At 70.1% G+C, this 24,692-nt stretch carries 19 protein-coding genes; 7 read left to right on the top strand and 12 right to left on the bottom strand.

Annotated features, from left to right (window positions below; all coding sequences use genetic code 11):
• Positions 1 to 29: 29 nt before the first annotated feature.
• A complete protein-coding gene (locus AFR_RS39415) occupies positions 30 to 581 on the top strand; it encodes a DUF4245 domain-containing protein (RefSeq protein WP_023562432.1) in 552 nt (183 codons plus the stop codon).
• Here AFR_RS39415 and AFR_RS39410 read toward each other — a convergent pair.
• From AFR_RS39410 to AFR_RS39395, 4 genes are read right to left on the bottom strand one after another with little or no spacing between them, the layout of a single operon-like run.
• Positions 578 to 781 (bottom strand): exodeoxyribonuclease VII small subunit, encoded by a 204-nt coding sequence (locus AFR_RS39410; RefSeq protein ID WP_023562431.1) that lies wholly within the window; start codon positions 779 to 781, stop codon positions 578 to 580. The genes AFR_RS39415 and AFR_RS39410 overlap by 4 nt on opposite strands.
• Positions 781 to 1,998, bottom strand: a complete 1,218-nt coding sequence (gene xseA / locus AFR_RS39405) for an exodeoxyribonuclease VII large subunit (protein WP_023562430.1) — start codon at positions 1,996 to 1,998, stop codon at positions 781 to 783. Before xseA ends, AFR_RS39410 begins: the two co-directional genes overlap by 1 nt.
• A 20-nt stretch (positions 1,999 to 2,018) precedes the next feature.
• Positions 2,019 to 2,552: a hypothetical protein gene (locus tag AFR_RS39400; RefSeq protein ID WP_052359576.1), complete on the bottom strand. Its 534-nt coding sequence runs from the start codon at positions 2,550 to 2,552 to the stop codon at positions 2,019 to 2,021.
• Positions 2,553 to 2,611: 59 nt separating this feature from the next.
• A complete protein-coding gene (locus tag AFR_RS39395) occupies positions 2,612 to 3,133 on the bottom strand; it encodes a hypothetical protein (protein ID WP_148308208.1) in 522 nt (173 codons plus the stop codon).
• Positions 3,134 to 3,183: 50 nt separating this feature from the next.
• Here AFR_RS39395 and AFR_RS39390 point away from each other — a divergent pair, with 50 nt between their 5' ends.
• Entirely contained in the window at positions 3,184 to 4,221 is a 1,038-nt protein-coding gene (locus tag AFR_RS39390; RefSeq protein WP_052359575.1) for a 4-hydroxy-3-methylbut-2-enyl diphosphate reductase, read from the top strand.
• Here AFR_RS39390 and AFR_RS39385 read toward each other — a convergent pair.
• Positions 4,218 to 5,384 carry a DNA recombination protein RmuC gene (locus AFR_RS39385; protein WP_041843325.1) on the bottom strand — a complete coding sequence of 389 codons (1,167 nt, stop codon included), beginning with the start codon at positions 5,382 to 5,384 and terminating at the stop codon, positions 4,218 to 4,220. The two genes, AFR_RS39390 and AFR_RS39385, sit on opposite strands and share 4 nt — an antisense overlap.
• 54 nt (positions 5,385 to 5,438) lie before the next feature.
• Between AFR_RS39385 and AFR_RS39380 the strand changes: the two genes are divergently transcribed.
• The gene (locus AFR_RS39380; RefSeq protein ID WP_023562425.1) at positions 5,439 to 6,155 is read left to right on the top strand and encodes a hypothetical protein; all 717 of its coding nucleotides are present in this window, start codon (positions 5,439 to 5,441) and stop codon (positions 6,153 to 6,155) included.
• On the opposite strand, the gene AFR_RS39375 is transcribed toward AFR_RS39380, so the two are convergent.
• Complete coding sequence (locus tag AFR_RS39375; RefSeq protein WP_023562424.1) at positions 6,152 to 6,700, bottom strand: hypothetical protein; 549 nt, start codon at positions 6,698 to 6,700, stop codon at positions 6,152 to 6,154. The two genes, AFR_RS39380 and AFR_RS39375, sit on opposite strands and share 4 nt — an antisense overlap.
• A gap of 54 nt (positions 6,701 to 6,754) precedes the next feature.
• Complete coding sequence (valS, locus tag AFR_RS39370) at positions 6,755 to 9,280, bottom strand: valine--tRNA ligase (protein WP_041841479.1); 2,526 nt, start codon at positions 9,278 to 9,280, stop codon at positions 6,755 to 6,757.
• A 177-nt stretch (positions 9,281 to 9,457) separates the two neighbouring features.
• Here valS and AFR_RS39365 point away from each other — a divergent pair, with 177 nt between their 5' ends.
• From AFR_RS39365 to AFR_RS39355, 3 genes are all read left to right on the top strand, one after another.
• Complete coding sequence (locus tag AFR_RS39365; RefSeq protein ID WP_023562422.1) at positions 9,458 to 13,126, top strand: LamG domain-containing protein; 3,669 nt, start codon at positions 9,458 to 9,460, stop codon at positions 13,124 to 13,126.
• A 65-nt stretch (positions 13,127 to 13,191) separates the two neighbouring features.
• Positions 13,192 to 19,914, top strand: coding sequence for a polymorphic toxin-type HINT domain-containing protein (locus tag AFR_RS39360; RefSeq protein WP_023562421.1), 6,723 nt, complete (start codon positions 13,192 to 13,194; stop codon positions 19,912 to 19,914).
• Positions 19,914 to 20,408 (top strand): hypothetical protein, encoded by a 495-nt coding sequence (locus AFR_RS39355; protein WP_041843322.1) that lies wholly within the window; start codon positions 19,914 to 19,916, stop codon positions 20,406 to 20,408. The genes AFR_RS39360 and AFR_RS39355 overlap by 1 nt, the downstream gene beginning before the upstream one ends.
• Here the strand turns inward: AFR_RS39355 and AFR_RS39350 are convergent.
• From AFR_RS39350 to AFR_RS39340, 3 genes are read right to left on the bottom strand one after another with little or no spacing between them, the layout of a single operon-like run.
• Positions 20,348 to 20,908, bottom strand: a complete 561-nt coding sequence (locus AFR_RS39350) for a methylated-DNA--[protein]-cysteine S-methyltransferase (protein ID WP_084298517.1) — start codon at positions 20,906 to 20,908, stop codon at positions 20,348 to 20,350. The genes AFR_RS39355 and AFR_RS39350 overlap by 61 nt on opposite strands.
• A complete protein-coding gene (locus tag AFR_RS39345; RefSeq protein ID WP_023562418.1) occupies positions 20,905 to 22,320 on the bottom strand; it encodes an AlkA N-terminal domain-containing protein in 1,416 nt (471 codons plus the stop codon). Before AFR_RS39345 ends, AFR_RS39350 begins: the two co-directional genes overlap by 4 nt.
• A gap of 27 nt (positions 22,321 to 22,347) precedes the next feature.
• Positions 22,348 to 23,154: a class I SAM-dependent methyltransferase gene (locus tag AFR_RS39340; protein ID WP_023562417.1), complete on the bottom strand. Its 807-nt coding sequence runs from the start codon at positions 23,152 to 23,154 to the stop codon at positions 22,348 to 22,350.
• 42 nt (positions 23,155 to 23,196) lie between these two features.
• Between AFR_RS39340 and AFR_RS39335 the strand changes: the two genes are divergently transcribed.
• A complete protein-coding gene (locus AFR_RS39335; protein ID WP_023562416.1) occupies positions 23,197 to 23,826 on the top strand; it encodes a hypothetical protein in 630 nt (209 codons plus the stop codon).
• Here AFR_RS39335 and AFR_RS46980 read toward each other — a convergent pair.
• Positions 23,823 to 24,320: a GNAT family N-acetyltransferase gene (locus AFR_RS46980; RefSeq protein ID WP_158510595.1), complete on the bottom strand. Its 498-nt coding sequence runs from the start codon at positions 24,318 to 24,320 to the stop codon at positions 23,823 to 23,825. The two genes, AFR_RS39335 and AFR_RS46980, sit on opposite strands and share 4 nt — an antisense overlap.
• A gap of 95 nt (positions 24,321 to 24,415) precedes the next feature.
• On the bottom strand, positions 24,416 to 24,655 hold the full coding sequence (locus tag AFR_RS46975; protein WP_023562414.1) for a hypothetical protein: 240 nt from the start codon (positions 24,653 to 24,655) through the stop codon (positions 24,416 to 24,418).
• Positions 24,656 to 24,692 lie beyond the last annotated feature (37 nt).

Raw genomic sequence — 24,692 nt, 5'->3', positions numbered from 1 at the left:
GTGTCCGCGACATGGTTAACAATGGTGAGGTGACTACCCCTGATGCCGCTGCCGAACCCGTCGCCGTCGGCAAGCGCGGCGGCCGCTCGCCGCGGGACATGGCGATGTCGCTGGGCGTCCTGCTGGTGCCGATCGCCCTGCTGCTGCTCTTCTACCGGCTGGTCCTCGACGGCGACAAGCCGGTCAGCGTCGACGTCGAGCCGACACTCCAGCAGGCGCGGAGCGCGGCGGTCTTCCCGGTGCTGGCGCCCCAGGGTCTCAGCGACGACTGGCACGTGATGAGCGCGACGTTCAAACGCGACACCGCGGGCGCCACGCTGCGCATCGGCTACGTCGACCCGGACCGCGACCCGGTCCAGCTGGTCGAGAGCAGCCTCCCCACCGCGACGCTGCTGCCGGTGGAGCTGGGCAAGGACCCGAAGGCCACCGGCACCTTCCGCGACGGCCCGCGGACCTGGCAGCGCTACGACGCCCGGCAGGGGGAGTACGCCCTGCTGCTGATCGAGAAGGGCCGCACGGTCATCGTGGTCGGCACCACGGAGACCGAGACCCTGGAGAAGTTCGCCTCGTCGTTGCGTTAGCTGTCAGTACGCGCCGCGCGCGCTGCCTCGATGCGTTCGCGGGCGCCGTCGAGCCAGTGCTGGCAGACGTCGGCCAGCTTCTCGCCGCGTTCCCACAGGGCCAGTGACTCCTCGAGCGAGGTGCCGCCCTGCTCCAGGCGTTCGACCACTGTCGCCAGCTCGGTACGCGCCTGCTCGTAGCTCAGTTTTTCGTCCGTCATCACTGCACTTCCGCTCGGAGCTCGCCGTCTGCCAGCCGTACCCGGAGAAGGTCGCCCGTCTCCACCTCGTCCGCCGCCCTGACCACGTGACCGTCCGGGCGCTGCACGATCGCGTAACCGCGTTCGAGGGTCGCCTTCGGTGACAGCGCCCGCAGCCGGGCCAGGGTGTGCCGCAGGTCGTCGTCGGCGCGCCGGAGCCGCTGGTCGAGGCTGCGGGTCGCCCGGTCGCGCAGGGCGTTGACCTCGGTCTCCCGCTGGTCGACGAGGACCTCGGGGCGGGCCAGCACCGGCCGTGAGCGCCACGACTCGAGGCGGTGCGACTCGCGGTCGACCAGCGTGATCACCGCGCGGTCCAGCCGGCGGCGGGCCTGCTGGATCAGCGTCGTCTCCTCGGCCAGGTCGGGCACGATGCGCTTGGCGGCGTCGGTGGGCGTGGACGCGCGGACGTCCGCGACGTAATCGATCAGCGGGGCGTCGGTCTCGTGCCCGATGGCGCTGACGACCGGGGTGCGGCAGCCGAAGACCGCCCGGCAGAGCGCCTCGTCGGAGAAGGGCAGCAGGTCCTCGACGCTGCCGCCGCCGCGGGCGATCACGATCACGTCGACGGTCTCGTCGTTGTCGAGCACCTTCATCGCGTCGATGATCTGCGGCACCGCGGTCGGTCCCTGCACGGGCACGTTGATCACCCGGAAGTCCACGGACGGCCAGCGGCGCCGGGTGTTCATCAGGACGTCCCGCTCGGCCGCGGAGGCCCGCCCGGTGATCAGCCCTACGCGCTGCGGCAGGAACGGCAGCCGCCGCTTGCGCTCACGGGCGAAGAGTCCCTCCGCGCCGAGCAGCTTCTTCAGGCGTTCGAGCCGGGCGAGCAGCTCACCCAGGCCCACCTGGCGGATCTCGTCGGCGCGCAGGCTCAGTGACCCCCGCGCCGGGTAGAACTCGGGCTTGGCGTGCATCGTCACCCGGGCACCCTCGGCCAGCTCGGGTGCGCCCGCGTCGAGCACGTCGCGGTGGGCGGTCACGGTGAGGCTGAGGTCGGCCGACGGGTCGCGGAGCGTCAGGAAGACCACGCTGGCGCCCGGACGGCGGCTGATCTGGGCGACCTGGCCGTCGACCCAGACCCAGCCGAGCTTGGCGATCCAGGCGCTGAGCTTCTGGCTGACGACCCGGACGGGCCACGGCTCGTCGGCGCTCGACTTCGGCGTCTCGGGCTGGGTCACCCGGCCAGCCTACGGGCGGACTACTCCCGCGCCTCGTGGTGGTGCGTGGCGCGCCGGGCGAGGGCCACCACGACCAGCACGATCAGGCCCGCGTACCCCCAGAAGAGCAGGTCGGCCAGCAGGTGCTGGCTGTCGACGTGCCAGCGCCCCCCGTCAGCGTCCCGGGCCGCGAAGGAGAACGGATAACCGTGCCGGACCGCGTACGCGGACAGACAGCACAACGCGTCGCTCGCGGGCACCCCGGAGGCGAGCATGCCCGCGGCCAGGACGCCGCCACCCGCGGACCAGCCGGCGACACCCGGACGGGCGGCGATCCAGGCCAGCGAGACCATCAGCACGCCCCCGACCAGCAGCATGGCGTGAAAGAGCAGGTAGGCGCCGTCGGCCGCGCTCCCACGGTCGAGCTCGACCAGCAGGTTGAGGATGCCGATGGCGATGCTGAACCAGCCGACGATCAGCCGCAGTGCCGCGCCGAAGGACTCCCACAGGCCGGGCGCCTCTTCGTCGTCGTCCTCCACCTCGGTGGCGGACTGCACGTTGCCCACGGCGCTCATCGCCCGAGTATCGCGCCCGGAAACCCCGTCACGTGCGGAAACGGCCAGGGCCCGAGAGATCAGGGATGGAGGACGGCCTGGCGGCGGGCGCCGGTGCGCCGGATGAGGACAAACGCGGCCAGGAGCAGCAGCCCGACGAGGGCCCAGAAGTAGAGGTCCGCGACGAGGTTGACCGCGTCGGCCTGCCAGGACGACTGGTTCGCTGCCACTCGGGCCGCGACGGGGTCGGGTGCGGTCGCACCGCGGGCCAGCCAGGCGTGCGGCCAGCCGTGACTGGCCACGTAGACGAAGGCGCCCCCGGTGGTGATGGTGGTGGCCACGCTGCCGGCCAGCGTGCCGCCGATCGCGGCGCCCGCCGTCGCGGCCGCCGTGGCCCGCCCGGGCAGATCGACGCGGTGCGGCATGAGCAGCACCAGACCGCCCGCGGCCAGCACCAGACCGACGATCAGGTCGCTCACCGGGCGTGGCGCGTCCAGGTTGAGCAGGATCCAGGTCAGGCCGCCGACGAGGCTCACCGCTCCGAGCAGGCCTCGTACGACGCCGCCGGCCCGCTGCCCGGGAGTCACAGTTGTCTCATCCACCGCACGAGTATGCCGCGCCCCCGGCTGTGGTGAGCGTCGCAGCACTGCTGGTGGGGGCGGCGGGCACGTACCATGGCGGGGTGACTGCCGACTCGATCAGCCCTGTCCGCAAGCGTGTGCTCCTCGCCAAGCCGCGGGGTTACTGCGCCGGTGTCGACCGCGCCGTGCAGACGGTCGAGGAGGCGCTCAAGCTCTACGGCGCCCCCGTCTACGTGCGCAAACAGATCGTGCACAACAAGCACGTCGTGACCACGCTCGAGGCGGCCGGCGCGATCTTCGTCGAGGAGAACGAAGAGGTTCCCGAGGGGTCGACCGTCGTCTTCTCCGCCCACGGTGTGGCGCCGGAGGTGCACGAGCAGGCCCGCGAGCGGCGGCTCAAGGCGATCGACGCGACCTGCCCGCTGGTGACCAAGGTCCACCACGAGGCGAAGCGGTTCGCCGCCGACGACTACGACATCCTGCTCATCGGTCACGAAGGTCACGAAGAGGTCATCGGCACCGCCGGTGAGGCCCCGGCGCACATCCAGCTGGTCGACGGCCCCGACGACGTGGACAACGTCGTCGTCCGCGACCCCGCGAAGGTCGTCTGGCTCTCCCAGACCACACTCTCGGTCGACGAGACGATGGAGACCGTCGCCCGCCTCAAGACCAAGCTGCCGCTGCTGCAGTCGCCGCCCAGCGACGACATCTGTTACGCCACGTCCAACCGGCAGCACGTGATCAAGGAGATCGCCCCCGAGTGCGACGTGGTCATCGTCGTGGGGTCCACCAACTCCTCCAATTCGGTACGTCTGGTCGAGGTCGCCCTGGGGGCCGGGGCGCGCGCCGGGCACCTCGTCGACTTCGCCTCCGAGATCCAGGACGAGTGGCTCGAGGGTGCGACGACGGTCGGTGTCAGCTCGGGCGCCAGCGTCCCCGAGGACCTGGTCATGGAGGTCCTCGCCCACCTCGCCGACCGGGGTTTCGGTGAGGTCACCGAGTTCACCACCGCCGAGGAGCGCCTGACCTTCTCGCTGCCGCAGGAGCTGCGCCGCGACATGAAGGCCGCAGCCGCCGCCCGCGCAGCCGCAGCCGCCGTCGTCGCCTAGAAGAGCCGCCGACCGTCGAAGCTGCTGTCCTCCAGCAGCTCCGGCGCCTGTGGCTGGCGCGGGGTCAGCTCGACCTGAGCGGGCGCGGCCAGTTCCTCGTCGGAGACACCCATCTCGGCGAGCTTCCGCGCGCTGACCAGCACCCGGGACTCCAGCGAGCCCACCGCGCGGTTGTACGCGGTGACCGCGCCGCTCAGCGAGCTGCCCAGCTTGCCCACGTGGTCGCCCAGGGTGGCCAGGCGCCCGTAGAGCTCACGGGCCAGGCTGTGCACCTCGAGGGCGTTGCGGGCCAGGGCCTCCTGCCGCCACGAGTAGGCGACCGTGCGCAGCAGTGCGACCAGCGTCGCCGGCGTCGCCAGCACCACGTTGCGGCTGAACGCGTGCTCCATCAGGGACGCGTCACGCTGGAGCGCCGCGTCGAGGAACGGGTCGGCCGGCACGAAGAGCACCACGAAGTCGGGTGTCTGGTCGAACGCTGTCCAATACGCCTTGGCCGACAGTGCGTCGACGTGGCCTCGCAGCACCTTGGCGTGCTGGTCCAGGTGCATGTCGCGGGTGCGCTCGTCGCGTGCCTCCATCGCGGACAGATAGGAGTCGAACGGCGCCTTGGCGTCGACGACCACCGACCGTCCGCCGTGCAGGCGCACCAGCATGTCGGGGCGTACGCCCTGGTTGTCGGTCGATCCGGTGACCTGCTCGGAGAAGTCGCAGTGGTCGAGCAGCCCCGCCGCCTCGACGATGCGGCGCAGCTGATGCTCACCCCAGCGTCCCCGCACCTGCGGCGCCCGCAGCGCGGCGACCAGCTGTTTTGTCTCGGTGCGCAGCTCGCTGGAGACCGCGCCCATCGACCGCACCTGCTCGCGCAGCTCGGAGTAGGCGTCGATCCGGTCGCGTTCGAGCTCGGCCACCCGCTGCTCGTAGCGGTGCAGCATGTCGTGCAGGGGCGCCACCGCGCGGGCCACGGCCTCCTGGGACTGGGCAGTCGCCTCGTAGGACAGTGAGCGCAACGACTGCTCCAGGCGACTCTCGCCGTCGCGGCCGGCCTGCACGGTCGCCTCCAGACGGGCGATGTCGGTGGCGGCCCGCAGGCGCGCGGCCAGCCAGCCGAGTGCGCCCCCGACCCCCAGACAGACGAGCACCACAGCGAGCGTCGAGAAGGTCACACCCCGGAGCTTGCCAGAGGGGTATGACGAGATCGACGAGGGTACCGTCGACACATGAAGGTGTTTCTGCTCCTGATTCTGATCGTCGTCGCGGTTTTTGCGATCATCGTTTTTGTCCGCCGTGGCAGCGCCGCGCGTGAGCAGCGGCACCTCGAGGACGCCCGCGCCGACGCCCAGCGCTGGTACGAGCGGCTCGGCGGCCAGGTGCTGAACCTCCACGGTGAGGACCCGGCCGCCCGTCAGGCCCTGTCCGACGCGAGTGAGCGCTACAACGCCGCCGGTGGCCAGCTGCAGCAGGCGAAGTCGGTGAAGCAGTTCGAGCTGGCGCGGGAGTCGGCGCTGGAGGGCCTGACCTACGTGCGGGCGGCCCGGCAGGCGATGGGCATCGACCCGGGTCCCGACCTGCCGCCGCTGGCCAGCGCCCGCGGCGCCGGTCAGATCACCCAGGAGCGCGAGGTCAACGTCCAGGGCCAGCACTACAAGGCGGGACCGCAGCCCGGTCCGGACACTCCCTACTACTACCCGGGCGGTCGTGTGCAGGGCCGGCCCGTGCCGTCCGGCTGGTATTCGACACCGGTCTGGAAGACGGCGCTCGGCGCGGGTGCGGGTGTGCTCGGCGGCATGCTGATCTTCGACGCGCTGCTCTCACCGGGCTTCGGCGACATGGGCTACGGCGACGGCTACCAGGACGGCATGCAGGACGCGTCCGGCGACTTCGGCGGAGGCGGCGGAGATTTTGGTGGCGGCGACTTCGGTGGCGGCGACTTCTAGTGCATGCGCCGGGCGAGCTCGCGGCGTAGGACCCGCGGGCCCGGCCAGATCTGCGTGAGGTCCGCGGTGAAGGCGGGCCGGCCCGAGGGATCGGCGTCGTCGTCCCGGATGGTCGGCCAGCCCTCGTGCTCCTCGGAGACGGGGTGGACCCGGTCCAGGTCGACCGGTGTCACGTCGAGGACCGTGCGGAATCCGTCGCGGCGGACGACCACGTGGTCGATGTCCGGCCAGGCCAGCAGGACCGGGTCGCTGCCCTGGGCGGCCAGCTCGAGACCCCCCGAGGACGCCCGCACCCAGGTGGAGAGCCCCGACCGGGCCGAGACGGCGTACCCGCCGGCGACCAGAGCGCCGATGACCGCCCCCTGGGCGACGGTCGACCACCACGGGTCGTCCGGGGCGCCCATCAGCAGCTCCACCAGGGGCGACACGGCAACATAGGCGAGCAGCACGGCGCCGGACAGCAACGCGAACGTCCGCCACGGCGACGACCGGAAGAGCACCGCGTCGTCGGCCGGAGCCTCGACCTCGTCGGGCGGGATCGACATGCCCTCCATGCTGCCGTGCCGAACCCGCCCGTAGGGCCGGGTTGCCCAAGAGGATCAGAAGGCGCTGGCGATGACCAACTCCTCGGTGCGGTCGGGGAGCATGTCGAGTTTGCCGATGCGGCCCGCTGCCTTCAGGTCGGCCTCGACCAGCGCCAGGCGTTCCAGCATCGCCGCGGGGCCGAGCGCCTCGGCCAGGGGGATGTCGGCCTTCATGGACAGCTTGCGGTCCGACTTGGCCCGGCGGACCTGGCGCAGGGCGTCGCCGGCCAGGTCGAGCAGGGTCGCGTCGCCGTCGGGGGCCACGCGGGTGAGCTCGTACTTGGTCGGCCAGGTGGCGCGGTGGACCGAGCCGTAGCGCCACCAGGACCAGATCTCCTCGGTCGCGTACGGCAGGAACGGCGCGAACAGGCGCAGCAGCACGGACAGACCCGCCGACAGGGCCGCCCGCGCCGAGTCACCCGCGGGTCCTTCGGCGTACGCGCGGTCCTTGACGAGCTCGATGTAGTCGTCGCAGAAGGTCCAGAAGAACGCCTCGGTCGCCTGGAGTGGGGCCGTGTGGTCGTACGCGTCGAACGCCGCGGTGGCGACCTCCACGACCTCGGCGAGGCGGGCGAGCATCGCGCGGTCCAGGTCGGCGGTCACCGGTTTGCGCAGGGCGTCGGCGGCGCCGAGGCCGAGCGCGAACTTGGACGCGTTGAGCAGTTTGGTCGCGAGCCGCCGCCCGACCTTGATCTGCGCCGGGTCGAACGCCAGGTCGGCGCCCGGCCGCCCGTTCGCGGCCCAGTAGCGCACCGCGTCGGCGCCGTTCTGCACGAGGAGGTCCATGGGTGTCACGACGTTGCCCTTGGACTTCGACATCTTCTTGCGGTCGGGGTCGAGGATCCAGCCGGAGAGCACGGCTGTTTTCCACGGCAGCGTGCCGTGCTCGAAGTGGGAGCGGACCACCGAGTAGAACAGCCAGGTCCGGATGATCTCCTGGCCCTGGGGGCGCAGGTCCATCGGGAAGACCCGGGCGAAGAGGTCGTCGTCTTTGCCCCAGCCGCCGACGATCTGCGGTGTCAGCGACGACGTCGCCCAGGTGTCCATGACGTCCGGGTCGGCGGTGAAGCCACCCGGGACGTCCCGCTGCGACTCGTCGAAGCCGGGCGGACACTCCGAGGAAGGGTCAACCGGCAGCGATGAAACGTCCGGTATGAGAAGCTGGCTGTGGTCCGGCTCGCCAGCGTTGTCGAGCCGGTACCAGACCGGGACGGGCACGCCGAAGAACCGCTGACGGCTGATCAGCCAGTCTCCGGTGAGGCCGTTGACCCAGTGGTCGAAGCGGTGCTGCATGTGCCCCGGGATCCACTTCAGCTCCCGGCCGCGGGCGAGCAACTCGTCGCGCAGCTCCTGGTCACGCCCGCCGTTGCGGATGAACCACTGCCGGCTGGTCACGATCTCCAGCGGTGAGTCGCCCCGCTCGTAGAACTTCACCGGGTGTGTGATCGGCCGCGGCTCGCCGAGCAGGTCACCGGTCTCGGTCAGCAGCCGGACGATCTCCCGCCGGGCGGCCTTGACGGTCAGCCCCGCGAACTGCTGGTAGGCCGCGTCGGGCACACCCGCCGGCCGGTCGGGCAGGAACCGCCCGTCGCGGCCGAGCACCACGCGCGTCTCGAGCTGCAGGTCCCGCCACCAGATCACGTCGGTCAGGTCGCCGAAGGTGCAGACCATCGCCACGCCCGTACCTTTGTCGGCCTCGGCGAGCGGGTGGGCGTACACGGGGACCTCGACGTCGAAGAGCGGGGTGCGGACGGTCTTGCCCACCAGGGGGTGATCCGGGTGGGTGACCAGCGCGACGCAGGCGGGGAGCAGCTCGGGCCGGGTCGTGTCGACCTCGACCGGGCCGTCCGGGCCGTGGAACCGCAGCCGGTGATAGGCGCCGGGCCGCTCCCGGTCCTCGATCTCGGCCTGCGCCACCGCGGTCCGGAAACCGACGTCCCAGAGCGTCGGCGCCTCCGACGTGTACGCCTCACCGCGCGCTAGGTTGTCGAGGAACGCCCGCTGTGACACGGCCTGCGAGCGCGCGCCGATGGTCGTGTAGGTCATCGCCCAGTCGACCGACAGGCCCAGCCTGCGCCACAGTGCCTCGAAGACCTTCTCGTCCTCGACAGTGAGCCGGTTGCACAGTTCGACGAAGTTACGCCGCGACACGGCTTCCGCGGGTTTCGGCGGTGTCGCGGGCGGCTGCCACGCCGGGTCGTACGGCAGGGACGGGTCGCAGTAGACGCCGTAGACGTTCTGGACGCGGCGCTCGGTCGGCAGGCCGTTGTCGTCCCACCCCATCGGATAGAAGACGGACTTGCCCCGCATCCGCTGGAACCGCGCGACCGTGTCGGTGTGCGTGTAGGAGAAGACGTGCCCCATGTGCAGCTCGCCGGAGACCGTCGGCGGCGGGGTGTCGATCGAGTAGACGTTGGCACGCTCAGCTACGGACCGGTCGAACTTGTAGGTCTGCTCGGCCTCCCAGAAGGGGGACCACTTGTCTTCGAGTCCGTCGAGGCTCGGCCGGTCGGGCATCCGGCCGCTTGCTGGCTCCGTCATCCCGCCAGGGTAGAGCCGCGTTCTGCCGGCGGCCAGAGACTTTGCCCTCCGCCGCGCCGGGGACCGGCGACAGGTCGCTGAGCTGGCACATCGATGCCTGTTGACACTTTCCTGAAAGAAACCTTAAAGTTCGCCTCGCTGCATTGATGATCACGGGGGTTGTGAAGGTATGCGTCAGTGAATGCTGCCCGGAATGGTTCCATTCTGTACCGCTTCGCCGCCCTGGCGGCGTCGTCGGTGATCCTGGTTCCGGCGGTGTTCGCCGTGGCCGGTCCGGCTGCTGCCGCACCCGCCACGCCTGTCTTCGACAAGCCGGCCAAGCCCAAGGAACGCGCCACCGAGGCCCAGGCGGTCGCCGCCGCGGTCGCGACCGATTCGCGGGTCGAGGTGACCGGCGCGCGCTCCGAGACCACCCAGGTCTTCGCCGAGCCCGACGGTCATCTCACGCTCGAGGCCACCGCCGTGCCCCAGCGGGTACGCCGGGAGTCCGGCGAGTGGGCGCCGATCGACCTGAACCTGCGGGAGGCTCCCGACGGGACTCTGCGTCCGGGTGCCTCGGTCGCCGACGTGCGCTTCTCGCCGGGTGGCACCAAGCCTCTGGTCACGCTGGTGAGCGAGGGCAAGAAGCTGTCGATCGGCTGGCCGCGACCGCTGCCCGAGCCGACGGTGGCCGGCACGGCCGCCACCTACGCCGAGGTGTTCCCCGACGTGGACCTCGTGGTGCACGCCACGGAGACCGGCTTCACGCATGTGCTGGTCGTCAAGACCCCCGAGGCTGCTGCGGATCCGGCGATTCAGCAGATCCGGTACGACCTCGGCGGTGACGCGACGTTCGTGGCCACCCGGGGCGGCGGGCTGCAGGCGGTCGCCGGTGGCAGGACACTCGCGTCCGCCACCGAGGCGGTCATGTGGGACTCCGCGCGGCCCACCGCGGCACGCCGGGCACTCTCCGCCGAGCCCGCAGCGGGTTCGACCACGGGTGCGCCCGCCGACACCGCGACGATCGCGCCCGTGGCCGCCACGGTCGAGGGCGGCGACCTGGTGCTGCGGCCGGACGCCGAGCTGCTGGCCGCGCCCGCGTCGGCGTTCCCGCTCTACATCGACCCGCCCTGGTCGACCGGGAAGAAGCGCTGGGCGTACGCGACCAACAACAACGGCAACAACACCGACGTCTCGAAGGCCCGGGTCGGCAAGGACCCCGAGGGCAGCCGCACGTACCGGTCCTTCTTCGAGTTCTCCACCTCGTTCCTCAAGAGCAAGCACATCGAGTCCGCGTACGTGCAGATGGAGCTGGACCACTCGGCCTCCTGCCTGGAGACGTGGACCCACATGTACTCGACGGGGAGCATCGCCTCGACGCCGCGTACCAAGTGGAGCCCGAAGCTGAGCACCTGGCTGGCCGCGACGGCTTCGCGGGCCCCCGAGGGCGACGGGTGTGACGGCAAGGGTGACCAGACCGTGAACTTCCCGGCCGACGTCACCAAGGCGCCGCAGGTCACCAACAAGATCCAGGCCATCGCCAAGGCCGGCAGCACCACCGTCACCATGGGTTTCTGCGCCTGCAACGCCGACGGTGACTACGAGTCGTCGGCGGACCGGTGGAAGAAGTTCTTCCCGAACAAGGCGAAGCTGATCGTCGATTACGACAGCAAGCCCGGTAAGCCGTTCAACCTCAAGATCTCCGGTGTCACCTGCCCGAGCTCCGGTTCCGTGTCGATCGGCACCGCCGAGCCGACCCTGACCGCCACCTACCCGGACGCCGACGAGGACAAGAACCAGAGCCTCACCGCCTCGTACGAGTGGGTCGAGGTCCCGTCCGACGGTCACGTCCTCTCCACGACCCCGCGCCGCACCACACCGGCACCGAAATCCGTGCCCGCCGGCGACGCGGTCTCCAGCAACAAGCTGACCGGTGTGCTCAAGGACCACCGTTACGCGATCCGGACGTTCGCCACCGACCCGAAGCCGTACCAGGTGGCCGGTGACTGGTCCGCGTGGTGCATCTTCCGAGTCGACACGACCGTGCCCAAGCCGCCGGAGCTGACGGTCAAGACCAGTCCGACGCTGCCGGGCACCGCCGCCACCGTCCAGCTGAGCTCGCCGAACAAGGACGTCACCAAGTTCGCGTACGGCTGGGACGACACCCCGCTGCGGACGGTGGCCGCGACCGGTACGACCACGAAGACGGCGACGGTCTCCTTGACCGCACCCCGGTACGGCGGTCTCACCTTCTTCGCGTACGCCATCGACATCACGCAGAACAACGGCAACAACGCCCAGGTCGAGTTCACCGTCGGGCGCCCGACCGAGGCGTTCGCCCGGTGGAAGCTCGAGACGTACCCGCTGGTCGAGACGCCGGCGAAGGCCATGGCGGATGCCAACCCGGCCGCCGCCGGTGACACGCCGCTGGTGCCCGACTCCACCGCACCGGACGTCACCTGGGCGGCGGACGCGCACCTGATCGGTGGCAGCGCCGCCTCTTTCAACGCGACCGCGAACTCGCCCTTCGGCGCGCTCAAGTCCACGGCCGCCCTGGACACCTCGAAGTCGTTCAGTGTCGCCGCCTGGCTGCGGCTGGGTGACGTCGACGACTACCGCACCGCCGTCTCCAAGGACGGCGCGGCCATGAGTGTCTTCCGTCTGCAGTACCGCGTCGACCGGAACGCCTGGTGCTTCAGCGTCCGGGCCAAGGACGAGCCCGGTTCCGAGCTCACCGGCGCCTGCTCGGTGGCCCCGGCTGTCCGCGGCAAGTGGACCCACGTCGCCGGTGTCTACGACGACGCCGAGCTCAAGCTGCGGCTCTACGTCGACGGTGTGCTCGTCTCGGACTTCACACCCCCGGCCACCTGGCTGGCCACCTGGGCCGGCGGCTGGAACGCGAAGGGTGCCGTGGTTGTCGGCCGTGCCCTCGACACCAAGTACACCGGGCCGGTCGACTGGTTCCACGGTGAGATCGCCGACGTGCAGCTCTTCGACCGGGCCCTCGTGCCCGCCGACCTGCTGGGCCAGCGTGCCGACGACCTGAACTCCAACCTGGTCGACGAGCCGGGCATCATGCGGCCGATCCAGGTCGGGCAGTGGGACTTCGACGCCGCCGGCTGGTGCTACCAGGCCGGTGTGCCGGACACCTGCACCGCGCCGGACGCCTCCGCGTTCGACCGGCCGCTCACGCTGACACCGGGCATCGAGACCGGTGAAGGCGTCCGGGATGCCGGTCTGGTGCTCGACGCCACCCACTGGGCGTCCGACCCCGACCCGCTGGCCGGCACCCCCACGCAGGAGTACGGCTTCAGCCGCGACCTGCCGGTGCTGCGGACCGATCAGGCGTTCACCGTCGCCGCCTGGGTCCGCCTCGACGACAGCCTCGGCACCGAGACCGTCGTCAGCCAGGACACCGCCGGCGCCGGCTTCAGCGGCTTCGACGTGCGCTACGAGTCGACCGGCAGCAAGTACGTCTTCGCCATGCGCAACACGGCCACCGCCACGACACAGGCGTCGTCGGTCTCCGTGGCCGTGGAGGACCCGACCGTGTGGCACCACCTCGTTGCGGTGTTCGACCCGGGGCTGCGCGAGCTGCACCTCTACGTCGACGGCGGCGGTCAGCCCGACCTGGACGACCCGGCGGCGAACCGGCACGCCGTGGCCGCAGCCAACACCGGTCTCGTGCCGTGGCAGGCCACCGGTTCGCTGGTCGTCGGCCGCTCGGACCAGCCCGCAGGTTTCACCCACTGGCTGTCCGGCTCGGTGGACACCGTCACGGCCTGGCAGGGCGAACTGACCGCGGCCGCGATCCAGACGCTCTACGACAGCGAAGCGCCTCAGGCGGATCCCGCTTCCGCCGGTTAGTGCTCCCGCTCCGCGTCCGCGACTCCTCTTCTTCCCAGCCCGTACGGGCGGAGGTCCTTGTGCGTATGTCCCGATCCAACCGTGCCGTGACGGCGGTGGCCGTCTGCGGCTTGTTCGCCACAGCCCTGGTCACCCTCCCAGCGGCAGCCGGCGCGCAGACCCCGGCCGGTGTCCGGCCGGTGGGCCCGTCCGACCAGCTCAACACGTCCGGTCACAACGTCCGGGGCGTGGCGCCCGACGTGACGCCGTACAACAACACCCCGCCGCCGGCACCGAAGTGGCCGGCCGCGGGCACGGCGATCGCCACCGTGCCGGTGCAGAAGGGTGCTGCGAAGGTCGCGGCGGCCGACGCCGTCAAGGTCGAGGTCGTCGACCGGACGAAGGTCGCGGCGCGCTGGCGTGACGGCCTGGTCGTCAAGGCCGCACCGGCTGTGGCGTCCAAGCAGCCCGCCCGGCTCTCGGTGAGCTACGACAGCTTCCGGTACGCGCAGGGCGGCGACTGGGCCTCCCGGCTCAAGCTGTGGAAGCTCCCCGCCTGTGCCGTGACCACACCCGATGCCGCCGGATGCGAGGCGGCGGAGGTGCCGTCCACGAACGACACCAAGACCGGCAAGGTCACGGCCGCGCTGGCCCCGTCGAGCCTGGCCGCCGGTACGTTCCTGGCCCTCGACACCGCCCCCGAGGGTCCCGACGGTGACTACAAGGCGACGTCCCTGGCCGCCTCCTCGACCTGGTCGTCGGGCGGTTCCACCGGCGACTTCACCTGGTCGTACCCGATGCGGACGCCACCGGCGATCGGCGGCGCGGCACCGACCGTGGGCCTGGCGTACTCCTCGTCGAGCGTCGACGGCCGCACCTCGGCCACCAACAACCAGCCGTCGGTGATCGGTGAGGGCTTCGAGTACTCGCCCGGCTTCATCGAGCGGCAGTACCTCGCGTGTTACGACGACAAGAAGGGCTCGACGAACGACAAGGACAGCGGCGACCGCTGCTGGCGGTCGGACAACGCCGTGCTCAACCTCGACGGCCACGCCAGCGAGCTGATCCTGGACAAGGACGACGTCTGGCGCTCCCGCAGCGACGACGGTTCGGTGATCACCAAGCTCCCCGGCGCCGACAACGGTGACGACAACGGCGAGCACTGGAAGGTCACCGCGGCCAACGGCACCCAGTACTTCTTCGGCCTCAACAAGCTGCCCGGCCAGACCGACGCCACCAGCTCGACCTTCACCACCCGCGTCTACGGCAACAAGGACAAGGAGCCGTGTTACGACGCGGACTTCGCCAAGGCGCACTGCAACCAGGCCTGGCGGTGGAACCTCGACTACGTCGTGGACGTGCGCGGCAACACGATGTCGTACTGGTACGACCGGGACTGGAACGCGTACGGCGCCAACCTGAAGAAGGACGACGTCGTCCCGTACGTGCGCGGGGGTTTCCTCAAGCGCATCGACTACGGCACCTGGGACCGCGGTGACAGCGACCGCTCCACCACCGCCCGGGCGCAGGTCGTCTTCACCTCGGCCGACCGCTGCAAGACCGGCGCGGACTGTTCCAAGCACACCGCCGGCAGCTGGCCCGACGTGCCCTGGGACCAGGAGTGCAAGACCGACGCGACCACGTGCGACAACTTCTCGCCGACGTTCTGGTCCACCCGGCGCCTGGCCAAGGTGACGACCAAGGTCTGGGACACGACGGTCACGCCGAACAAGTGGCAGGACGTCGACTCCTGGACGATGACCCACGACTTCCCGTCCCCGCAGGACGGGACCCACGCCGGCCTGTGGCTCTCCTCGATCGTGCACGCCGGTCTGGTCGGCGGTGAGAAGAAGCTTCCGCCGGTCACGTTCTCGCCGACCACGCTGCCGAACCGGGTGCTCACCGCGCACAACCGCACGGACAGCTGGCAGCGCATGGGCAAGATCATCAGCGAGACCGGTGCGAAGACGACCATCACGTACAACCTGCCGGACTGCACGGCGGACGACACCAAGGGCATCAAGCCCGAGAGCAACACGCGGCTCTGCTACCCGGTCATCGGACCGAACCCGAGCGACGCCGACGAGGACGACATCACCGAGTGGTGGCTGAAGTACCGCGTCGATCAGGTGGCACAGTCGGACGTCCAGCTCGACAGCAGCCACCAGACCCCGATCCGCAACACCTACTACAAGTACGTGGGGGCGCCGGCCTGGCACTACGCCGACGACGACGGTTTTGTCCGCGAGTCCCGCAAGACCTGGTCGGACTTCCGTGGTTACGGCGAGGTCGAGACCCGCGTCGGTGATGCCGGCAGCCCGCGGAGCCTGACCGTGACGTCGTTCCTGCGCGGCATGCACGGCGACCGGCGCAACGAGGCCGGCGACAAGCGCGAGGTCATCGTCGACGCCACCCTGGGCGACGAGAAGGTCTACGACGAGGACCAGTTCGCCGGGCAGGTCCGCGAGCAGACGGTCTACAACGGCAGCACGAGCAAGCCGGTCTCCAAGACGGTCAACGTGCCGTGGCGGTCCCCGTCCCACGCGTCCCGCACCATCAACGGCGACACGGCCGAGGCACGGTTCATCAACACCCGCGTCAAGTACGCGTCCACGGCTCTCGGTGTCGACGGCAAGCGCGGCTGGCGGACCACACGCCAGGAGAACTGGTTCGACGGCGACGACGGCACCTTGACGAAGATGCAGGACGTCGGCGACGTGGCCGTCACCGGTGACGAGCAGTGCGCGTCGTACACGTACAACAACAACACCAAGAAGAACCTGATCGGCCTCAAGCAGCAGGTTGTCACCAAGGTGCTGACCTGCGACAAGGACGTGGCGAGCACCGACGACGTCCTGTCCGACACCCGCTATTTCTACGACGGCGCCACCGACGTGACGACCGACCCGAAGTTCGGATCGGTGACGCGGACCGACGAGCTGAAGAACTGGACGAAGGCCGGCGGCACCGAGTACCGCACGGTCGGCGGGGCCACGTTCGACGCCTTCGGCCGGGCCGACACCCAGACCGACGAACGCGGGAACAAGAGCGCGCTGACGTACGAGCCCGCGAACGCCCCCGCGGCGAAGATCACCACGACCACCGGTGCGCCGTACAACTGGAAGACCGAGGTCGGGCAGGCGCCGTACTGGGATCTGCCCACGACCACGGTGAACCTGTCCGGCGGCACGTCCCGGCAGGAGTACGACCCGCTGGGCCGCCTCAGCAAGGTGTGGGCGGTGGGCTGGTCCTACGCCGACCACAAGGACACCCCGTCGAGCACGTTCGACTACGTCTTCTCCGACAAGCAGACCGATTACCCGTACGTGGTCACCTCCGCCCTGAACGCGGGCGGCAAGTACAGCACCTCGTACGCGATCTACGACGGCTTCCTCCGCCCCCGGCAGACGCAGATCCGGGCGACCGACGGCAACCGCATCGTCACCGACACGATCTACGACGAGTACGGCAACGAGGTGAAGAGCTACCAGCCCCACGCCGCCGAGGGCGCCCCGTCGGGTCAGCTCTGGTGGGCTCCCGAGTGGAGCCTGCGGCGCGTCCAGCAGACGATCTTCGACCTCGCCGGGCGGGCGACCGACGTCATCGACTTCGCCGGTGACGGCGAGACGAACCTGGTCGAGAAGTGGCGGACCCACACCTCCTACGAGGGTGACCTGACGAGGGTCACACCCCCGAAGGGCGGCACCGCCCAGACGAACGTGGTCGACGCGCAGGGCCGCACCCGCGAACTCCGGGTGCACACCACCGCCGACGGGGTCGACGGTGCTTTCGACAAGACGCTCTACACGTACAACCGCAAGAACCAGCTCACCGACGTCGTCGACGTGGGCAAGAACCGCTGGACAACCAAGTTCGACATCCTCGGCCGGGTCGAATCGACCACGGACCCCGACCGTGGCACGACCAAGCTGTCCTACAACGAGTTCGGTGACCTCGTCTCCACGGTCGACGCGGAGAACCGCAGCCTGATCACGGACTTCGACGCGCTGGGCCGGCCGTTCGCCCAGTACAACGGGTCGAAGTCGGCGGACAATCTGCGCACCGAATGGAAGTACGACGTGCTCTACACGGGTCAGCCGGCACCGAGTCAGCTGACCCAGACGATCCGTTACGACAACAAGCTCGCCTACAAGACGCAGATCGTCTCGTTCAACGCCCGCAACCAGGCCACCGGCGTCAACTTTGTCATTCCGGGCGGCGAGACGGGGCTGGGTGGCACCTACACCTACGGTTACGGCTTCTCGCCCTTCAACGGCGATGGCGAGAGTGTCACCTTCCCCAAGGCGGGCGACCTGCCGGCGGAGAAGGTGGTGACCGCCTTCTCCGGCGACACGGGCCTGGCCTCGAAACTGACGACCAACCTGCCCGGCGTGGACAGCTACGTCACCCTGCAGGAGTACTCGAAGTTCGGCGAGCCGACGGTGACACAGCGCAAGATCACCGGCGAGCAGTACGTGCAGAACACGACCGAGTACGACATCTTCACCCGGCGGACCAGCCGGATGTCCGTCAAGGTGGAGACGGCGACCGGTACGTCTCTGGACCGGCGCTACGACTACGACGCCGCCGGCAATATCCTGCACCTGCTCGACGTGCCGGAGACCGGCGCCGCGGAGAAGCAGTGCTTCGCCTACGACAAGCAGCAGCGGTTGGTCTCGGCCTGGACGCCGGACACCGCGGTGAGCTGCCAGACGGCACCCTCGGCGGCCGCTCTGGCCGGCCCGGCGTCCTACTGGACCGACTGGACGATCGACAACCTCGGCAACCGCCGGGTCCAGACGTCCCACTCGCTTGCGCAGGACACCACGACCACCTACGCGGTACCGGAGCCGGGCGACGGCGTCGTGCAGCCGCATGCCGTGACGACCGCCACCACGGCGGCGCCGGGCGTTGCTGCCAAGACCGCCGCCTACAAGTACGACAAGACCGGCAGCATGATCAGCAGGCCCGGTGCCACCGGCGCGACCCAGGAACTGACGTGGGATGCCGCGGGCAAGCTCACCAAGATCATGGAAGGTGCGGCCCAGACCACCAACGTCTACGACGACAGCGGCAACCGCCTGGTGCACCGGGACACGACCGGCTCCACGGTCTACCTGCCGGACATGGAACTGACCCGGCGCGCGGGGGCGTCCAGCACCGCCGCGACGCGCTACTACACCTTCAATGGCTCAATCATCGGATCGCGGACCGGTCCTGGAGGTCTCCAGTGGACCTACGCCGATCACCAGGGCACCCAGGTGCTGGTGGTGAACGCGGCTAACCAGCAGCCGACGGCGCGGCGGCAGAGCCCGTACGGCGAGCCGCGCGGCGGTAACCAGGTGTGGCCGTCGTTGAAGGGCTTTGTGGGTGGCGACTCGGACACGAGCGGCCTGACCCACATCGGTGCCCGCGAGTACGACCCGGTCCTCGGCCGCTTCATCTCGGTGGACCCGCTGATGGACATGGCCGATCCGCAGCAGTGGAACGGCTACGCCTATTCCAACAACACCCCCGTGACCATGTCGGACCCGAGTGGAGAACACGGCTCGGCCAGCTGCGCACCGGGCATGGTCGGCAACGGCCAGGGCTGCGACGGCCACGAGAACTCGGGTGGTTCGACACCGCCCCCGCAGACCGACACGGACGAGGGTGAAGTCACCCTCCCGAACGGCACGACCTATGACAGCAACTACGACGGAAACGGCAACGGCTCCATCAACGGCGTCGCCTTCGACCTCGGCGGTAACCACACCACCTCGGTCAAGGAGATGGCGCTCGCCCTCGACCGTTACAAGGGGGACCACCCTCCGTCGCTACCCGGCGTCATCGATCAGGACGACAACGACCACACCCTCAAGGGCATCTTCTCGTCGTGGATGGCCGGCTACCTGAAGTTCCGCGGTGAGCGGGAGAAAACCTTCGACTGGTGGCAGATGGTCATGACCATCCACGCGTGGAACGGACTCCTCGCCCTCGGCGGTGACGGCAGCATGCACCCGATCGGTCCGATGGCCCGCCCCGGTGGCAAGGGGCAGTCGGGTGGCATCAAGATCGGAAAGGCCGGTGGCTGCAAGAGCTTCTCCGGTGACACGCAGGTCCTGCTGAAGGACGGCTCGTCGAAGGCCTTCAAGTACCTGCGACCGGGAGACGAGGTGCTGTCCACCGACCCGGTCACCGGCGAGCAGGGTGGAAGGGAGATCGAGAAGGTCTGGGTTCACGACGACGACCTGTTCGTTCTGACCATCGACGGCCGGCGCCTGGTCACCACCGAGGACCACCCCTTCTGGAACGCGACCGCCGGACGGTGGGAGCGGGCCGACGAGCTGGGTGCCGGTGACAGGCTCAGGACGTCGTCCGGAGCGGGTGCGACGGTGGACGGTCTCGATCTCGACGACCATCGTTATGCGGCTGCCTACAACCTCACCGTGAAGGACCTGCACACGTACTACGTGCTTGCCGACGGTGTTGCTGTCCTGGTCCACAACGACGGCCTCGGCGACAACATCAACCTGTACGGCGATTACACCGCCCGGATGGATCAGTTCAACGTCCGTGGCCAGGCCTCGTTCGAGGTGCACGTCTACCACCGCGGGTCCGAGGTCGGGATCTACGGGAGCAACGGGTTCTTCAACAAGCACGGCGTGGACGCCAGTAAGGTCGATGTGCCGCAACAGGTGCACAACCGCCTCAAGGGAATTGCCATCGACAAGATGCGAAAGACGGGTCAGCTCCCGCAGAACGCGGACGTCAAGGGTGACGCCTGGAAGCGTCCGATGGTCGGGTCGACGGCGGGCCGGGGGTGCTGATGCGGTACGTCGTCATTTCCCGCGCCGAGGGCAACTGGCCGGGGAACAACCTGGACCCCGAGCCCTATCTGCGTGTTCTGCCCGAGCTCCTGCCTCAGCTTCCGCCGGGCGCGCGGGAGTTCGCCGGTGCTGCTGACCACTACGACTTCACCGCCGTCCGGTGCGTCAAGGATTTGCAGTTCGGCTCGCTCACGGCCGGCGAGGCCGGTGCGGCGCAGATCAGCATGTCCTTGAGGTTTGCGCCGAATCCCGCCAAGCACGATGCCGCGCTCACCGTGCGCTACCTGGGTGTCTCGGAGTTTCGTATCGACGTGAAACAGCTGGGCGAGAAAGCGCGCGTCTGGCCCGAGAGCCGGCGATTGGGTGATCTGCAGCTCGACGAGATCCTCCCGGTCGACGGCGGGTGCACCCACGAGATCCAACTGACCGGCGGTCACATTTTTGTCCGCTGCACGGACCTGGTCGCCGAGTGGGAGACGACTGCCGGCCCCTGAATGCCGGCGGTCTGCTCGTGCTGCAGCAGCCAGGTCTTGACGTCGAGGCCCCACCGGTAACCCCGCAGCGTGCCGTCGGTCCCCAGCACCCGGTGGCACGGCACGAAAAGCGCCGCGGCGTTGCGGGCGCACGCCGTCGCTGCGGCGCGCACCGCGGACGGGCGGCCGGCCAGCTCGGCGAAGCCGGTGTACGTCACCGGCTCGCCGGGCTTGATGTCGCGCATGACCTGCCAGGCGTGGGTCATGAACGGCCCGCCGGTGTGCTGCTCGACCACCACGCTGTCGATCGCGGTGAGGTCGCCGGCGAGGTAGGAGTGGACCGCGTCGCCCACCGGGCCCGGCGATGCGGCGGGTTGTGACTCCTCCCGCAGCTTGTCGTGGACGAGAGGGAGCAGCGTCCCGACCTCGGCCGTGAAACCCGAGGCGCGGACCGCCCCGGCGTCGCTCACGACGTAGGTGAACGGGCCGGCGGGGGTGTCGAGGGTCGTGTGCCACATCATGCTGATCTCCACAGTCTCATCAGGGCGTACGAGCGCCAGGGCCGCCAGCTCTCGGCGTGTGCGGCCAGGGCCTTGGGGGAGTGCGGCAGGCCCAGCGCTTCGGCACCGCGCTGCGCCGCCACGTCGGTGGGCAGGAAGACGTCCGGGTCGCCGATCGCGCGCATCGCCACGTAACCGGCGGTCCACGCGCCGACGCCGGGCAGTTCGAGGAGCCGGGCCACGGACTCCTCGCGGTCGGCGCCGGGGTCCAGGTCGAGCCGGCCGTCGGCCACGGCGTGCGCCAGCGCCCGGATGCTCTCCCGGCGTGCGGCCGGCATCCGGAACGACTCGTCCGGCAGCTCGGCCACCTCCTCGGCGCTGGGGAAGCCCCGCAGCTCACCCGGTGTGACGGGGCCGAGCAGGCGGCTCAGGGTCGTCCGAGCGCTCGACACCGAGACCTGCTGGCCGACGATGGCTCGGACCGCCAGTTCAAAACCGTCGGCGGTACGCGGGACGCGTACCCCGGGCTCGGCTTTGACCTGGGCAGCGAGCGCAGGATCGGCACTCAGCGTGCCGTCGACGGCGGCCGGATCGGCGTCGAGGTCGAAGAGGCGCCGGCAGCGGGCGACCGCGGGCGCCAGGTCCCGGACGTCCGCCAGCCGCAGCGTCGCGGAGACCCACCGGTCACCCGGCGTGAGCGAGACCGTCGCGCTCCCGTGCGGCAGACTCAACCCCCTCCGGTACGTGGTGACGTCGGCGTCCTCGATCCCCGGCAGCGCCCGCGCGGCCAGGAACCCCAGCAACGCACCGATGTGCAGCGGCGCCCGGTAGGCCAGCCGCAGCGTGATCGTGCCCGCCTCGGGCTGCCGGACGGCCCGGCGCTGCCGCAGCTCGCTGGGCGACCGCGCGTACACCTCTTGGATCGTGTCGTTGAACTGCCGCACGCTGCCGAACCCGGAAGCGAACGCGATCTCGGCGAGGCCGAGGTCGGTGGTCTCGATGAGGATCCGCGCGGTCTGTGCGCGCTGGGCCCGGGCCAGCGCGAGCGGTCCGGCGCCGAGCTCAGCGGTGAGCATGCGGTTGAGGTGCCGCTCGGTGTATCCGAGCCGGCTCGCCAGGCCGGGCACCCCCGCCCGATCGACCACACCGTCCGCGATGAGCCGCATCGCCCGCCCGACCGTGTCGGCGCGGACGTCCCACTCCGGCGACCCGGGCGCGGCGTCGGGCCGGCACCGGCGGCAGGCACGGAAACCACCCCGCTGTGCCGCCGCGGCGCTGGGATAGAAGGTGACGTTCTCCCGCTTGGGTGTCACGGCCGGGCAGGAGGGCCGGCAGTAGATGCCGGTGGTTCGCACGGCCGTGTAGAACCAGCCGTCGAACCGCTGGTCACGGCTGTCGACGGCCCGGTAGCACCGTTCCAGGTCCAACTCCATGCCCCCGAGTCTGCTCCCGGCCGAGGGTCAACGGCTGGCGGGATTCGGACATGAGCGTGCGAGGCCCAGAACGTGCGCACTGGCGCCCAGCATGCTCGGCTCGGCCTCGGTGATCCGCAGCGCCCGCAACAGGTCGCCCGGCTCCCGCATGCGCTCGGCCAGATCACCGAACAGCCCGGCGAACCCCTCGACCGCCAGCAACTCGACGTCCTCGAAGCCGGCCTGCGTGAGCTCCGCCCGCAACTCCTCGGGCCGGTGGAAATACGCGAAGAAGCTGCCGTCGACGACCTGGTCCGGATCCTTGCTCACCCCGGTACGCGCGATCCAGTCGAAGTCGTCCCAGGTGCCCGGCTCGCCGAGCAGTCCCTTGCCCGTGGCGTCCATGACCCAGGCGTACCGGGTGATGATCTCGGCGAGGATCAGGCCGCCGGGCCGCAGCACCCGCGCGGCCTCCCGCAGCGCCGCCAGCCGGTCCTCCGGCTCGACCAGGTGGTAGAGCGGTCCCATCAGCAGGACGACGTCGACACTCGCGTCGTCGAGCGGCACCTGCCGGGCCTCCGCGATCTCGGCCTGGAAGGTGCCCCGGCCGCGCGCGATCTCGACGTGTCCCGGCATCGGGTCGAAGAGCAGCACCTCCCGGTCGCCGCGGGCGAGGCGGTCCGCGTGGATGCCCGGGCCCCCGCCGATGTCTGCCACGCGGACGCCCGTGGGCACGTACCGGTCGAAGATGTCCCAGGTGCGGAGCCGGACCAGGTCGCCGAGGCCGGGACGGCGCAGCCGCTGGTCCTCGTCGTAGACCTCGTAGCGTCGCCGCACCCGCGGATCCATGTCCATCACGACATTCTGCCGAGTTGTCCGGGTCCGTAGGCTGGGCCGGTGATCAAACTGTCGATCGGCGCCCCGCCCGTGCAGAAGGTGGCCGGTGCTGCCTTCGGTGTTGTCTTCGCGCTGGCCGGTCTGGCATTTGTGCTGCTGCCGCTGATCGCCGACGGCTGGCTGCAGAGTGTGATCACCGCGGACGAGTCGTGCCCGTCGCCGAGTGAGATCGCCGGCATTCCGTACGACCTGCTGCCGCCCGCGGTGCAGGACTGTGTGTCCGGGGGCAGTGCGTTCCTGGGGTTCGACGATCAGTTCGGGCCGATGCGCTGGATCTCACTCCTCGGCATCCCCTTCACGCTGGTCGGGCTCTATCTGGCGCTGAGCTCGGTGCGAACGGCCGGCTGGCTGGACGGGACCCGGGCGACCGTCCGGCGGGCGTTCCGGGCCCGCACCGTGGACCTCGCCACCGCGACGGTCACGGCCGGCTCCTACAGCCTGCGGCGCAACCGGGAGACCAGCCGCGAGACGCTCGAGCGGTTCCCGACGCTGACCGCCCGCGACCCGGAGAGCGGCCGCACGATCACCATCCCGCTGCACCTGCCCTCGTCCGAGCTCAACGCGCTGGCGCAGGCGATCCGGGACCCGGCTCTCGCGACACAGCTGCGAACGCTCGCGAGCACTCCCTAAAGGTTCTTCAGGAAGACGCGGCACTCGTCCGGCAGGAGAATCACCTTGCCGTCCTTGACGTCCTCCCGCACCGTCTCGAGCAGGCCGTAGGCCCACTCCCGGTAGGCGAGCCGCTGGTAGAGCCGGGCCGCGGACGGGTTGTCGATGTCGACCCCGACGGCGACCCGGTGCTGGCGGAGCCGGCGGAGCTCGGCCTCGGCGCTCCTGATCAGCCTGGTGCCGATCCCGCGACGTCTCAGCTGTTCGTCGACCATGAGCTTGTGGAGCATCGGGACCTTGCCGAGGCGGCGGATGATCGCGGACTCGGGCGCGGGCTCGGTGGAGACGAACACCGCGCCGATCGCCCGCTCGCCGACGCGGGCGACCAGCAGCACGCCCTGCCGGCGTGAGCGTTCCAGGTAGTAGCTCTGGGCCTGCGGCCCGAACGTGCGGCCGAGCCGGTCGATGTCGCCGGGCGCCCGGGGTGCGATGCGCAGTGTCCCCAGGCCCCCCACGGGATCATCGTGCCTGTCGATGGCTCGGCCGTCACCTCCGTCCCGGCGTTCGCCGCCGGGACGGAAGGCCGACGAGCTGTCGGAGAGCCCGGCCACTAGGCAGTCATCACTAGTGCGGTGACGAGCATCACGACCAGGACTCCGGTGAGCAGCAGGGCGCCGAGCGCAGCGACCGCCGCCTTGATGACTTCCTTGAACGGCGCGATCATCCCGCCGAAAAGCTTCGCGATCACGACCATCACCAGGATCATGCAGATGATCAGGGCGCTGAGGGCCCCGGAGCCGTCCTCGGTGGCTGACTTTGACAGAGCTGTGCCTAGGGTTAAGGTGAGCACGGTGACTTCTTTCTGCAGGCAAGCGAAAGACGGAAAC

The sequence above is a fragment of the Amorphoplanes friuliensis DSM 7358 genome (assembly GCF_000494755.1).
GTDB lineage: Bacteria > Actinomycetota > Actinomycetes > Mycobacteriales > Micromonosporaceae > Actinoplanes > Actinoplanes friuliensis.
This window is presented reverse-complemented; position numbering and strand designations above follow the sequence as displayed.